Source organism: Micromonospora sicca, from assembly GCF_003172935.1.
GTDB classification, from domain to species: Bacteria; Actinomycetota; Actinomycetes; order Mycobacteriales; family Micromonosporaceae; genus Micromonospora; species Micromonospora sicca.
In genome coordinates this window covers 1-12470 of sequence record NZ_QGKS01000104.1, presented here as the reverse complement: position 1 = coordinate 12470, position 12470 = coordinate 1, and the positions used below count along the sequence as shown (strand labels likewise).

General features: G+C 75.1%; 13 protein-coding genes and 1 pseudogene. 6 read left to right on the top strand and 8 right to left on the bottom strand.

The annotated features are described in order from the left end of the window. A partial coding sequence (locus tag DKT69_RS04190) for an ATP-dependent helicase C-terminal domain-containing protein (protein WP_304598662.1) occupies positions 1-1287 on the top strand: 1287 nt, incomplete at its 5' end. Positions 1288-1291: 4 nt separating this feature from the next. On the opposite strand, the gene DKT69_RS04185 is transcribed toward DKT69_RS04190, so the two are convergent. After that, positions 1292-2017: a PP2C family protein-serine/threonine phosphatase gene (locus tag DKT69_RS04185; RefSeq protein WP_109800277.1), complete on the bottom strand. Its 726-nt coding sequence runs from the start codon at positions 2015-2017 to the stop codon at positions 1292-1294. Between the two features lie 532 nt (positions 2018-2549). Here DKT69_RS04185 and DKT69_RS04180 point away from each other — a divergent pair. Continuing rightward, positions 2550-2870: a DMT family transporter gene (locus DKT69_RS04180; protein WP_109800276.1), complete on the top strand. Its 321-nt coding sequence runs from the start codon at positions 2550-2552 to the stop codon at positions 2868-2870. A 159-nt stretch (positions 2871-3029) separates the two neighbouring features. Here DKT69_RS04180 and DKT69_RS04175 read toward each other — a convergent pair whose 3' ends face one another. Continuing rightward, complete coding sequence (locus DKT69_RS04175; protein ID WP_236647326.1) at positions 3030-3542, bottom strand: GNAT family N-acetyltransferase; 513 nt, start codon at positions 3540-3542, stop codon at positions 3030-3032. A 203-nt stretch (positions 3543-3745) separates the two neighbouring features. Between DKT69_RS04175 and DKT69_RS04170 the strand changes: the two genes are divergently transcribed. After that, on the top strand, positions 3746-5068 hold the full coding sequence (locus tag DKT69_RS04170) for an MFS transporter (RefSeq protein ID WP_304598661.1): 1323 nt from the start codon (positions 3746-3748) through the stop codon (positions 5066-5068). 82 nt (positions 5069-5150) lie between these two features. Continuing rightward, entirely contained in the window at positions 5151-5684 is a 534-nt protein-coding gene (locus DKT69_RS04165; RefSeq protein ID WP_109800278.1) for a GNAT family N-acetyltransferase, read from the top strand. A gap of 33 nt (positions 5685-5717) precedes the next feature. Here DKT69_RS04165 and DKT69_RS04160 read toward each other — a convergent pair whose 3' ends face one another. The 5 genes from DKT69_RS04160 to DKT69_RS04140 are packed head-to-tail and all read right to left on the bottom strand — an operon-like array spanning position 5718 to position 10308. Next, the gene (locus tag DKT69_RS04160) at positions 5718-5975 is read right to left on the bottom strand and encodes a UBP-type zinc finger domain-containing protein (RefSeq protein WP_109800273.1); all 258 of its coding nucleotides are present in this window, start codon (positions 5973-5975) and stop codon (positions 5718-5720) included. A gap of 28 nt (positions 5976-6003) precedes the next feature. Beyond that, positions 6004-7584, bottom strand: a complete 1581-nt coding sequence (locus DKT69_RS04155) for a Na+/H+ antiporter (protein ID WP_109800272.1) — start codon at positions 7582-7584, stop codon at positions 6004-6006. Positions 7585-7621: 37 nt separating this feature from the next. Continuing rightward, a complete protein-coding gene (locus DKT69_RS04150; RefSeq protein ID WP_109800271.1) occupies positions 7622-8587 on the bottom strand; it encodes a TIGR03885 family FMN-dependent LLM class oxidoreductase in 966 nt (321 codons plus the stop codon). A 41-nt stretch (positions 8588-8628) separates the two neighbouring features. Beyond that, complete coding sequence (locus tag DKT69_RS04145) at positions 8629-10041, bottom strand: NADP-dependent succinic semialdehyde dehydrogenase (RefSeq protein ID WP_109800270.1); 1413 nt, start codon at positions 10039-10041, stop codon at positions 8629-8631. Positions 10042-10053: 12 nt separating this feature from the next. Continuing rightward, positions 10054-10308 (bottom strand): DUF6343 family protein, encoded by a 255-nt coding sequence (locus tag DKT69_RS04140; RefSeq protein ID WP_109800269.1) that lies wholly within the window; start codon positions 10306-10308, stop codon positions 10054-10056. A gap of 89 nt (positions 10309-10397) precedes the next feature. On the opposite strand from DKT69_RS04140, the pseudogene DKT69_RS04135 reads away from it, so the two are divergent. Next, positions 10398-10768, top strand: a pseudogene (locus DKT69_RS04135) (putative antibiotic biosynthesis monooxygenase). A gap of 116 nt (positions 10769-10884) precedes the next feature. Continuing rightward, the gene (locus DKT69_RS04130) at positions 10885-11724 is read left to right on the top strand and encodes a GDSL-type esterase/lipase family protein (protein WP_109800268.1); all 840 of its coding nucleotides are present in this window, start codon (positions 10885-10887) and stop codon (positions 11722-11724) included. Positions 11725-11784: 60 nt separating this feature from the next. On the opposite strand, the gene DKT69_RS04125 is transcribed toward DKT69_RS04130, so the two are convergent. Beyond that, the coding region (locus DKT69_RS04125; protein ID WP_109800267.1) for an EcsC family protein at positions 11785-12470 on the bottom strand (686 nt) is incomplete at its 5' end.

Below are 12470 nucleotides of genomic sequence, written 5' to 3'. Positions count from 1 at the left end.
GGCCCGGACCGTGCGGCCGAGGTGGTCGCGCTGCTGGCCGAGGAGACCGTCGCGGGGCCCGGCGACGACCTGACCGCCGCCTGGCGCCGGCTGCGCACGAACGCCGACCCGGCCGCCACCGCCCGCTGGCGCGCCGAGGTACGCCGGCTGCGCGGCGCCCTGCCCGCCGGGCGGCCCGGCGAGACGGGCGGCCCGCGGCCCACCGGACGGGACGCCCGGGAGAGCGGCGCTCGGGGCCGGCATACGCCGGGCGGCAGCTCGTTCGGCGGCGCGGAGCGGGGAGGTGACGTGCCGGGCGGCCGCCTCCCCGACGACCTGGCTGCCGGGCTGGTGGTGGGCCTGGCGTACCCGGAGCGGCTGGCCCGGGCGCGGCGGGCCGGGGGCTCGGCGTACCTGATGGCGGGCGGCACCGCGGCGGAGCTGGCGGCGGGGTCGGGCCTGGCCGGGTCGGCGTGGCTGGCCGTGGCCGTCGCCGACCGCTCCGCCGGCGCGCCGTCGGCCCGGGTGCGACTCGCCGCGCCGGTGGACGAGGCGACCGCGCGGGAGGCGGGCGGCCCGCTGCTGCGCACCGAGCGCGAGGTGGGCTGGTCCGGCGGGGACGTGGTGGCCCGGGAGGTGGTCCGGCTGGGCGCGGTCGTGCTGGTCGACCGGCCGTTGACCGCGCCGGGGCCGGAGCTGGTCGCCGCGGCGGTGCTGACCGGCCTGCGCCAGGGCGGGCTGGGGCTGCTGACCTGGACCCCGGCGGCGACCGCGCTGCGCGCGCGGCTGGCGTTCTGCCGGCAGGCCCTCGGCGACGACTGGCCGGACGTGAGCGACGCCGCGTTGCTGGCCGACGCCCCGCGCTGGCTCGGTCCGGAGCTGGCCCGGGCCCGCCGTCGGGCCGACCTCGCCCGGATCGATGTCGCGTCGGCGCTACGCCGGCTGCTGGACTGGCGGCAGGCCGCCCGGCTCGACGAGCTGGCCCCGGAGCGGCTGGCTGTGCCGAGCGGCTCCCGGGTCCGGGTGGACTACGCCGACCCGGCCGCGCCGGTGCTCGCGGTGAAACTCCAGGAGACATTCGGCTGGCGGGAGGCGCCCCGGCTCGCCGACGGCCGGGTGCCGGTGCTGCTGCACCTGCTCTCCCCCGCTGGCCGGCCGGTCGCGGTCACCGCCGACCTGCCGTCCTTCTGGCGGTCCGGCTACCCCCAGGTCCGGGCGGAGCTGCGGGGGCGCTACCCGCGGCACCCGTGGCCGGAGGATCCGACCACCGCCGAGCCCACCCGGCGCGCCGCGCCCCGGCGACGCTGAGGCACTACTCGTCGACGATGTCGGCGATGACCACGGTGACGTTGTCCGGGCCGCCGGCCCGCAGGGCCAGGTCGATCAGCTGGCGGGCGCACGCCTCCCGGTCGGGCTGGCCGGCCAGCACCTCGGCGAGGGTGTCCGGGCGGACCACGTTGGAGAGGCCGTCGCTGCACAGCAGCCAGCGGTCGCCGGCCCACGGCACCATCGTCGCGTACGTCGGGGAGACCTCGTCGCCCTGCAGGGCCTGGGTGACCACCGCCCGGCGCGGGTGGCTGCTGGCCTGCTCGGCGGTGATCACACCCTGGTCGACGAGCATCTGCACGAAGGTGTCGTCGCGGGTGACCTGCTTGAGCACCCCTTCGCGGAACAGGTAGGCCCGGGAGTCGCCGACGTGGGCCAGGGCCAGGCAGCTCCCGGTCCGGGCGAAGAGCAGGGCGGTCAGTGTGGTGCCCATGCCCTGGCGTTCCGGATCCTCCGCGACCGCCTGACGGATCCGCGCCGTAGCCAGCTCGAGCCCGCTCTGCAGGGCGGCGACCAGCGCGTCCTCGGGGGTCTCCACATCCAGCGGCCCGACCGCGTCGATCGCGATCCGGCTGGCCAGGTCACCGGCCGCCATGCCTCCCATGCCGTCGGCGACGGCGACGAGCCAGCTGCCGGCGTGGAGCGCGTCCTGGTTCCCGCCGCGGATCAGCCCACGGTCGCTCGCCCCCACGGAACGAAGCTTCAGGGTCATGGGAGGCAGCCTGCCAGGCGAAGGGCTCAGTTGTCTCTAGGAGATCAGGACGAGGCCCGCGTGGCGCGGTGAATCTCACTGTCCGTCGCGCCGCGGACCCGCGTCAGGTCATCGGGGTCGATCGATTGCCAGCGGCGAGACGCTGGCGGTCGATGAACCGTCATCGATCGCCCTCGGCCCGGACCGGGGCGCGCCGCGCGAAGGCCTTCTGGGGAGACGCTATGAAGCTGATGACGTAAACGATTCAGCGACGCGGCACCCGGAGCCAGCCCGGCCGCGGCCGGCCGTCGCCGTGATTCACCGACGACATCAGCTTCGTAGCGCACCAGCCACCATGTCGGTCCCGTTCGGCCGGCACGATCCAGCGGCGAGAATCCGCCGGCGGGAATGCACCCCGGCAGCGCGCTGAGCGCGTTCCGGCCGCCCGGCAGGCGTTCGTCGGCGGATCCCCGGGGCTTCCCGCCGCTCCTGGACAACGGCTCCACCCGCACCGGTACGGTCCTTCCCGTACCGGCGTACCGGGAGGAGACCCGTGGCGTACGTGTTCCTGCTGGCCGCGATCACCGCCGAGGTGATCGGCACAAGCCTGCTGAAGGCGACCGACGGCTTCACCCGGTTCTGGCCGACGCTCGGCCTGGCGGTGGCGTACCTGTCGGCGTTCGGGCTGCTCGCCCTGGCGGTCAAGGAGATCCCGGTCGGCGTGGCGTACGCGATCTGGTCCGGCCTGGGCACCGCGGCCATCATGGCCATCGGCGCGGCCTTCCTGGGTGAGCCACTCAGCGTGACCAAGGTGATCGGGGCGGGTCTGGTGATCGCCGGGGTGGTCGTGCTCAACCTCGGCGGCGCCCACTGAGCCGGCCGTACCGAATCCGCTGGACGGCGGGCTGCTGCGGCGCTGGCGGGAGGACCGCCTCGTCCGCCCGTCCGACGCCGACCCGCGCGCCCTCGCCCGGCTTGAGGCGCGGATGTGGGAGCTGCCGCCGGCCGGTTGAGTCCCGGCCGATGCTGACGGTCAGCCGGCGGGGCGACGCATGGCGACCCGCTCGGCCGGGTCCAGACCGATCGCGGCTTCAGCCGCCAGCAGCTCGGCCAGCCCCGGCGTGACCTGCGCCCCGGTCAACTCCCGGAATCCGCACCGGGCGTAGTACGGCCCGTTCCACGGCACGCTGCGGAACGTGGTCAGCGTCAACGCCGGCAGGCCTTGGCCGATAGCCCACCCGGCCACGTCGTCGAGCAGTCTCCGCCCGATTCCCCGCCGGGCGTACGTGGGATCGACGCTGAGCTGCTGGACGTGCGCGCAGCCGTCCACCAGGTCGAGCACGGCGAAGGCGAGCGGCCGGTCCTCGGCGTCCACCGCCACCCGGAGTCCCCCGGCCCGCTGGCAGGTGGCGAGCGCGTCCAGCGGCAGCGGCGGCATGTCGGCGACGTCGACCATGCCGATCTCCCGGAACGGCGCCCCGGAGGCCACCTCGATCCGCTGCACCTCGGTCAACTCGTCCGCCCGCGCGATCCTGGTGCTCTCCACGTCGCCGAGCCAAGCAGAGCGGCACCGTCCCGGCCAGCGTGTTTCCAGCCCGATCCCGTACCTCGGCCTCCAGGCCGCCACCGCGGCCGGCATGGCCTCCGTCCGCGTACCGCAGCCCGCGGGCGGCGGTGACCGGTCTGCTGTGACCGGCGTCGCGTCGCCGGGGGCAGCCGGTCCACCCGGCCCTGCCTAGGGTCGGTGGCATGGCCGTCGATGAGGACGCCGCAGCTCGACCGTCGTCTCCGAGCCGGCTCGCGGGGCGCCTGGCCGCGGCGATGTCGCCCATCCCACCGCCGGGGCCGCTGCGCACCCTCTCCCTGGCCACCCTCGCCAACACCGTCGGCTCGGGACTGTGGCTGGCCGGCGCGGCGCTCTACCTCACCCGTGACGTGGGGCTCTCCGCCGCCTCGGTCGGCGCCGGGCTCACCGTCGCCGGGCTGGTCGGGCTGACCGTCAGCGTGCCGCTCGGCAGCCTCGCCGACCGGCGCGACCCGCGTACGCTCCGGGCGGTCCTGCAGCTCTGCCAAGCCGTCGTCGCCGCGGCGTACCTGCTGGTCGGCTCGTTCCCGGCGTTCCTGATCGTCGCGGTGCTCGAACTGCTGTCTGCCTCCGGCAATCTGGCGGTCCGCGCCGCCCTGGTCGCCGCCGTGGGTGGTCCTGACGGCCGGGTGCACGCCTTCGCCACGCTGCGGGCGGTGGCGAACCTGGGCATCGCGGTCGGGGCGGGCCTGGCCGGGTTCGCGCTGGCCGCCGACACGCACCTGGCGTACCAGGTGCTGGTGGCCGGCAACGCGACCACCTACCTGGTGTCCGCGGCGCTGCTGCTGCGACTGCCCGCCTACCCGCCGGCCCCGCGCCCCCGGACGGCCGTCGGCCGGCGGCGCGGCCAGGCGCTGCGCGACGGGCGGTTCCTCGCGGTGAGCGGGACGTCGGCGGTGCTCGCGCTGCACCTGACGGTGCTGACCCTCGTCGTGCCGCTGTGGGCGGTGACCCGGGCCGGCGCGCCACCGCCCGTGGTGTCGGCGGTGCTGCTGACCAACACGGTGCTCACCGTGCTGCTGGCGGTGCGGCTGAGCCGCGGCGCAAACGGCGTCGTCCCGGCGGCCCGGCAGCTGCGCCGGGCCGGCCTGGTGCTGGCCGCGGCGATGCTGCTGTACGCCGCCACCGCCGGCCAGCCCACCGCCCCGGCGGTCGCGCTCCTGCTGGTCGCCACCGTCGTCCACACGGTCGGCGACCTGTGGCACGGCACCGCCGGGGCCGGGCTGGCCTACGACCTGGCCCCGCCGGACGCCGTCGGCGCGTACCAGGGGGCGGACGGGCTGCTGGCCGGTTTGGCCCGGGCGGTCGGCCCGGCCCTGCTGACCCTGGTGGTCCTCGACGGCGGGGTGCCCGGCTGGCTGGCGGTCGGCGTGCTCTTCGCCGGCGTCGGCCTGGCCACCCCGGCGCTGGCCCGGTGGGCGCTCGCCACCCGCCCGGCACCCGAGGCGGAGGACCGGGCGCCGGCATCCTCCGGTCGTGCCGGCTGAGCGACCGGCCCGGCCGATCGCGCCGGCCGGTACCGGTCATCCGATGATCGACGGTCCGCGCCGATGTAGCAGCATGGCGGGCATGACGGACCAGCAGACCATCACCATCCGACCCGGCGGACCCGACGACGCGGCCACCGTGCTGCGGCTGCTCGACCGCGCCACCGCCTGGCTGGTGGCGCGCGGCCGGACCGGCCAGTGGGGCACCGAGCCCGCGTCGGCCGACCCGCGCCGGATCGCCCAGGCCGACGCCTGGGCGGCGGGCGGTGGCCTGCACCTGGCGCTGCTCGGCGACACCCCGGTAGGCGCGCTGGTGGTGGGCGCGGCCACCGACTATGTCCCCCCGGCCACCGAGCCGGAGCTGTACGTGAACCTGCTGGTCACCGACCGGGCGCACGCCGGCCTGGGGGTCGGGGCGCGGCTGCTGGACCACGCCGCGGAGCTGGCCCGGGCGCGCGGGCTGGGGCTGCTGCGGGTGGACTGCTACGGCGGGGACGACCGGGCGCTGGTGCGCTTCTACGAGGGCTGCGGCTTCACCGCCACCGAGCCGTTCACGGTCGTGCGCCCGGGCCGGGAGCCCTGGCCCGGTCAGGTCCTCGCCCGCCGCCTCGACTGAGCGCTCACACCTCGACGTCGACGGGCACGCCCGTCAGCCGATCTCCTCGTCGACGAAGCACCAGCGCCACGCCTCCCCCGGCTCGATCGAACGCATCACCGGGTGCCCGGTGGACTCGAAGTGCTTCGTCGCGTGCTGGAGCGGCGAGGAGTCGCAGCAGCCGACGTGCCCGCAGGTCAGGCAGCCCCGCAGGTGCACCCAGTCCGCGTTGCCGACGGCCACGCAGTCCGGGCACTCGCCGGTGTTCTTCGGTTCGGCCGCCCCTGGCTCGGCCAGATGCTGACAGCTCATCGGTCATCCTCCCGCTCGACTCGGCGGCTCACTCGTCGTTCTCCTGACGCAGCAACGATTCCTCCAGATCCAGGTCCCGGTAGGCGCGCACCAGCACCTCCTCGGGGATCTTCCCGGAGTCGCGGGCGGCCCGGAAGACCTCCCGCTCGGCGTCGATCATCTCCTGCCGCAGCCGACCGTACGCCTGGGACGGGGTTTCCCGCTCGGTGCCCCCCAGCCGTTCCCAGGCCAGGTTGGTGCGGCTCTGCACCAGCCCGCGCAGCCGCTCGACGACGGCGGGCGGCGCCCCGTCGGCCAGTTCGTCGAGGCGTTCCCGGGCGGCGCGGCTGGCCTGCTGTTGCACGGCGGCGGCGGAGAGCGCGTCCTGCACCGGGTCGTCCGCCGGGAGCTTCAACCGCCGGGCGACGGCCGGCAGGGTGGCGCCCTGGGCGACCAGGGTGACCACGATCACCGCGAACGCCAGCCAGATGAAGAGCTGCCGCGGGTACGGCCGCCCCTCGGCCAGGGTGATCGGCAGGGCGAGCGCCGCGGCGAGGGTGACCACGCCGCGCATCCCGGCCCAGCCGATGACGATCGGGACCTGCACCGGCGGCACCGGGTCCCGGCGCCGGACGCGGGGCATCAGCCGGGCCAGGTAGGTGGCCGGGAAGAGCCAGACGAACCGGGTCAGGAAGACGGCGAGCAGCACCGCCACGGTGATCCCGGCCAGGAAGCCGAAGGGCTCGTCGAGGTCCCGGACCACCTCCCGCAGTTGCAGGCCGACCAGGAGGAAGACCAGCCCTTCCAGCAGGAACCGGATCAGCCGCCAGAACGCGGCGACCTGGAGCCGGGAGGCGGCCGACATCAGCAGCGGCAGCTTGTGGCCGATGCCCAGCCCGGTCACCACCACGGCGACCACCCCGGAGGCGTGGATCTCCTCGGCGGCGAAGACGACCGCGAACGGCACGATCAGCGACAGCGCGTTGTCCAGCACCGCGTCGGTGGTCCGCTTGTGCAGGTAGCCGAAGACGACGACGCCGAGCAGTCCGATCAGGATGCCGCCGCCGGTGGCGACCAGCACCTCGCGGGCCACGTCACCGAAGCCCACCCCGCCGCCGGTCACGGTGGCCGAGACGATGGCGACCCGGAGCAGCACCAGCGCGGTGGCGTCGTTGACCAGGCTCTCCCCCTCCAGGATGGTGACGATCCGGCGGGGCAGTCCGACCTTCCGGGCCACCGCGGTGGCGGCCACCGCGTCGGGCGGCGCCACCACCGCGCCGAGGGCCAGGCAGATCGAGTACGGCACGTCGGGCAGGAGCAGGTGCACGACGGTGCCGACGACGAAGGCGGTGAACAGCACCAGTCCCACCGCGAGCAGCAGGATCGGCCGCAGGTTGAGCTTGAACGCCGGCACCGACGTGTCCAGGGCCGCCACGTAGAGCAGCGGCGGCAGGATGCCAACCAGCACCAGCTCCGGGTCCAGCCGCACCTGCGGAAAGAACGGCAGGAAGGACAGCGCGAGGCCGAGCACGACCAGCAGGATCGGCGCGAGCAGGCCCAACCGGCGGGCCAGCGCCGCGCCGAAGGTGGCGATCGCGAGGAAGACCACGACCTCGAACAGAGCTTCCATGGGGTACGAGCCTAGGGGTCGCGGCGGGCCCCGGTGATCAGGCGGCCGTGCGGAGTTTCGGCAGCACCTCGGCGCCGAAGGCGTCGATGAACGCCCGCTGCTCCTGCCCGACGTGGTGCAGGGCGATCTGGTCGAAGCCGAGCGCCAGGTACTCCTCCAGCCAGCCGACGTGCCGGCCCAGGTCGGCGGAGACGTTGACGGTCGAGGTGACCTTCTCCAGCGGCACGTCCGCGGAGACGACGTCGAAGTGCTCGGCCAGCTCCAGGTCCCAGCAGACCGGCGGGGCGAAGACGTTGCTGCGCCACTGGTCGTACGCGACGGCCTCGGCCTCGGCCTGGTCGGGCGCCCAGCTCAGGTGCGCCTGGAGGTGCAGCGGCCCCCGGCCGCCGGCGTCCCGGTACGCGTCGATCATCCGGCGGAGGTGGTGGACGGGCGCGTTGACGGTGATCAGGCCGTCGGCCCACTCGGCGCACCAGCGCGCGGTGGCCACGCTGACCGCCGCGCCGATCAGCGCCGGAGGCTGCTCCGGGCGGGTCCACAGCTTCGCCCGGTCGACCCGGATCAGCCCGTCGTGGCTGACCTCCTCCCCGGCGAGGAGTGCCCGGATCACGTCGACGCACTCGCGCAGCCGCGCGGCGCGGACGTCCTTGCGCGGCCAGCCGTCCCCGGTGATGTGCTCGTTGCTCGCCTCGCCGGTGCCGAGCGCCGCCCAGAACCGGCCCGGGTACATCGCGCCGAGGGTGCCGATGGCCTGCGCGATGATCGCCGGGTGGTACCGCTGCCCGGGCGCGTTGACCACGCCGAAGGACAGGTTGGTGGCCTGGAGGGCGGCGCCCAGCCAGGACCAGGCGAAGCCGGAGTGCCCCTGCCGGGCGCTCCACGGCGAGAAGTGGTCCGAGGACATGGCGGCGTCGAAGCCGGCCCGCTCGGCGTGGACCACCGCCTCCAGCAGCCGGGCCGGGTGGATCTGCTCATGGGACGCGTGGAAGCCGAACACCGTCATGGGGCCACCTCCTACCCATGGCGGTGTGCGGCCAATCGCGGCTACTCGGCGTGCGCGCCGGCGCCCGCCGAGGCGGCGCCCTCCCCCACCCAGACGGTCTTGGTGTTGCAGAACTCCCGCATGCCCACGGCGGACAGTTCCCGGCCGTATCCGGAGTTCTTCACGCCGCCGAAGGGCAGCTCCGGGAAGGAGGTGGTCATGCCGTTGATGAAGACGTTGCCGGCGTCCAGGTCGGTGGCGAAGCGCTCCTGCTCGGCCGGGTCGGTGGTCCAGGCGTTGGAGCCGAGGCCGAACTTGGTGCCGTTGGCCACCTCGATGGCCTCTTCGTAGGAGGAGACCCGGTAGAGGCCGGCGACCGGGCCGAAGACCTCCTCGGACCACATCCGCATCCGCGGGGTCAGGTCGGTGACCACGGTCGGCGGGTAGTACCAGCCGTCGCCGGCGGGCTTCTCGCCGCCACACAGGATGGTGGCGCCGTTCTGGACCGCGTCCTGAACCTGGGCGTCCACCTCGTCCCGGCCGTGCGAGCTGGCGAGGGGACCGACGTCGGTGCCCCCGTCCATCGGGTCGCCGACCTTCAGCGCCGCCATGTTCGCGGCGAACCTCTCGGCGAAGGCGTCGAAGACGTCGGTGTGCACGATGAACCGCTTCGCGGCGATGCAGGACTGGCCGTTGTTCTGGCAGCGGGCGGTGGTGGCGACCTCGGCGGCCCGGTCCAGGTCGGCCGAGGGCATCACCACGAACGGGTCGCTGCCGCCGAGTTCCAGCACCGTCTTCTTCAGCTCCCGGCCGGCGATCTGGGCGATCGAGCGGCCGGCGCCCTCGCTGCCGGTGAGGGTGGCGGCGCGGACCCGGGGATCGCTGAGGATCCGGTCGACGGCGTCCGAGCCGACCAGCAGGGTGGTGAACGCGCCCTCTCCGAAGCCGGCCCGGCGGAAGACGTCCTCCAGGTAGAGGGCGGTCTGCGGCACGTTCGAGGCGTGCTTGAGCAGGCCGGTGTTGCCGGCCATCAGGGCCGGCGCGGCGAACCGGATCACCTGCCAGAGCGGGAAGTTCCACGGCATCACCGCGAGCACCGGGCCGAGCGGCTGGTAGCGGACGACGGCCCGCTTCGCCTTCACCGCGCCGGCGTCGGCCGGCTCGTCGGCGAGCATCCGTTCGGCATTCGCGGCGTAGAAGCGGCAGGCCGTGGCGCACTTGGTCACCTCGGCCTGCGCCGCCGCGTACGTCTTGCCCATCTCGGTGGTCATCAGCCGGGCGGTGTCGTCGCGCTCGGCGGCGAGCAGTTCCGCCGCCGCGTTCATCCACTGCGCCCGCTGAGCGACGGTGGTGCGGTGCAGGTCCCGGAAGGCGAGGTCGGCCCGCCCGATGGCGGCGTCGAGCTGCTCGGCAGACATCGGGTCGTACGTCTTGAGCACCTGTCCGGTGGCGGGGTTGGTGGTGGCGATGGGCATGTCGTACTCCTGTCACTCGAACAGTGAGTGCCGCGCGCCCGGCTCCTCGCGGTGGCGGGCCGCGCGTCGGCGCTGGATGACGATCAGGTCGACCGCGGCCACGACGGCGAGGACCGCGCAGACGACGCCCAGCCAGGCCACACCGGCCCAGAACGCCACCACCGCGAAGACGGTCATGGCCACCAGCCCGAAGCTGGCGAGCACGAGCCGCAGGTTCAGCGCGCTGTAGGCGGCGTTGACCCTGCGGCGGGGCTGCGATCGCGTCATTTCTCCGACCTACCCGGCCCCCGTGGCGGCTAACCTGCGGCCCGCGCCGGGCCGGCGACCACCCGCCCCAGGCGAGACGGGCGGCCCTGGTGATTGCCGGCCACGGGCCGGGTATCCGGTGGATTCGACCCCCCCGGTGGGTTGCGTTACGCCGGTGCGCCGTGACCGGGCCGAAGCGGACGACTCCGGGGAGGATGAGGGCGGCGCCGGGGTCGGCCGAGTGGCACGTGATGTACCGCTTCGCCGACGACGAGACGCTGCGCCGGTGGGGGGAGTCTCCGCAGCGGAACTGGTGGCTCGGCTCGGCCCAGGGCATCGTCGAGCACACCCGGGTGGAGCGGCGGACCGGCATCGAGGGCTGGTTCGACCCGCCGGTCCCTACCTGGTGCTGCCGAGGATCACCCGGGCCCTGCACTGGTGGCTGCACGGCCAGCCGGCACCCTGGCGCAGCGGTCGTTAGCACGCAGACTTTAACGACAGTTGTCAATGCCTGAAAGTTGACAGGAGTCGCTCCCCGTCGCGCGGCGCGCATAGGGTCACCGTGCCGTTGCTCTGTGCCGTCGGACGGGGGACGTGATGCCTCGACGCTGGGTCGCCGCCCTCGCCTGCCTGGCGGCGCTGGTGGCGATCGCCTGCGACGGGGCCGACGCCTCGCCGCGCCCGTCGGGCTCCGCGCGCCCCGGCGCGCCGGCGGTGATGTCCGCGCTCGGCGACTCGATCACCAGCGGCTTCGCCTCCTGCCTGGTGCTGGTCAGCTGCGAACGCAACTCCTGGTCCACTGGGGACGGCCTGCGGGTGGAGAGCCACTACCGGCGGCTGCGCGAGCGCAACCCCGCGCTGCGGGCGTACGACCGGGCGTCGCCCGGGGCCCGGGCCACGGCGTTGGCCGGGCAGGCCGGCGCGGCGGTCCGCGACCAGGCGGATTACGTCACGGTGCTGATCGGCGCCAACGACGCCTGCCACGGCGGCATCGACGCGATGACCCCGGTGGCCACCTTCCGCGACCAGCTCGACCGGGGGCTGCGGGTGCTGCGCAAGGGCCGGCCCAAGGCGCGGGTGCTGGTGGTCAGCATCCCCGACCTGTACCGGCTCTGGGAGGTGGGGCACACCGAGCCCCGGGCGGTACGGGCCTGGGGGTACGGCATCTGCCCGGCGCTGCTGGCCGACCCGACCTCGACGGCGCCCGCCGCGGTGGCCCGGCGGACCCGGTTCCGGCAGCGGATCGACGACTACAACGCCCAGCTCCGCGCGGCCTGCCGGGCGTACGGGTCCCGCTGCCGGTGGGACGGCGGCGCGGCGCACCGGCTCCGCTTCGGCCTGGACCTGGTCAACAGCCTGGACTGGTTCCACCCGAACGCCTCCGGCCAGGACCGGCTCGCCGAGGTGAGCTGGCCGGCCGCCGGCTGGTCGGACTGATCGGCACCCCGCCGCACACCTCGGCCCGGCGGTCCGGAGGAACGTGGGGCGGTGGCCGGGTCAGGGGCGGCGCTGCCGGGGCAGGCCGTCCGGGCCGTTGCGGTAGAGGGCGCGGGCCCGCTCGGCGAGATCCTTGGTGGCCGACGAGTTCGCCCAGGTGCCGAGGATGATCGCCGCGCCGGGAACGACCTTGGCGACGACCCGCTTCGCCGCCCGCATCCCGGCCATCTGGGCCAGCCGTACGCCGAGCTGGAGCATCACCCTGCCCAGCGGGCGTTCCCCGGCCATGCCGAAGAGGGCGCCGGCCCGTTCCCGCCCGGCGGCCACCCCGAGGGCGAGCCGGGCGCTCTCGGCGACCTTGTGCACCCGCTGCAGCACCAGCAGGTCGGTGGCCCGGTCGGGGTGCACCGGGTCGACGCCGTGCGCCGCCGCGACGTGCAGCACCAGCCGGGCCTGGGTCCAGGCCAGCACGCCCACGTCGACCACCGCGCCGGCCAGCCCGGCGGCCCCGGAGACCGCGCCGGAGAGCCGGGCGTGGTTGACGAACTTGCGGACCGCCTGGTCGGCGAGTTCGTCGCCGGAGACGTCGGGCCGCTCCGCGCGCTCCCGGGCGGCCCACTGCGCCGCCTCCGGCCCGAGTCGCCGGACGGCCTCCAGGGCCAGGTGCTCCGGGGCGTACTGCGGGTCGTCCCGCATCCGGTCCCAGAGCGTGGCCGGCGGGGTCTCGGGGGCGTCGGCCGGCGCGG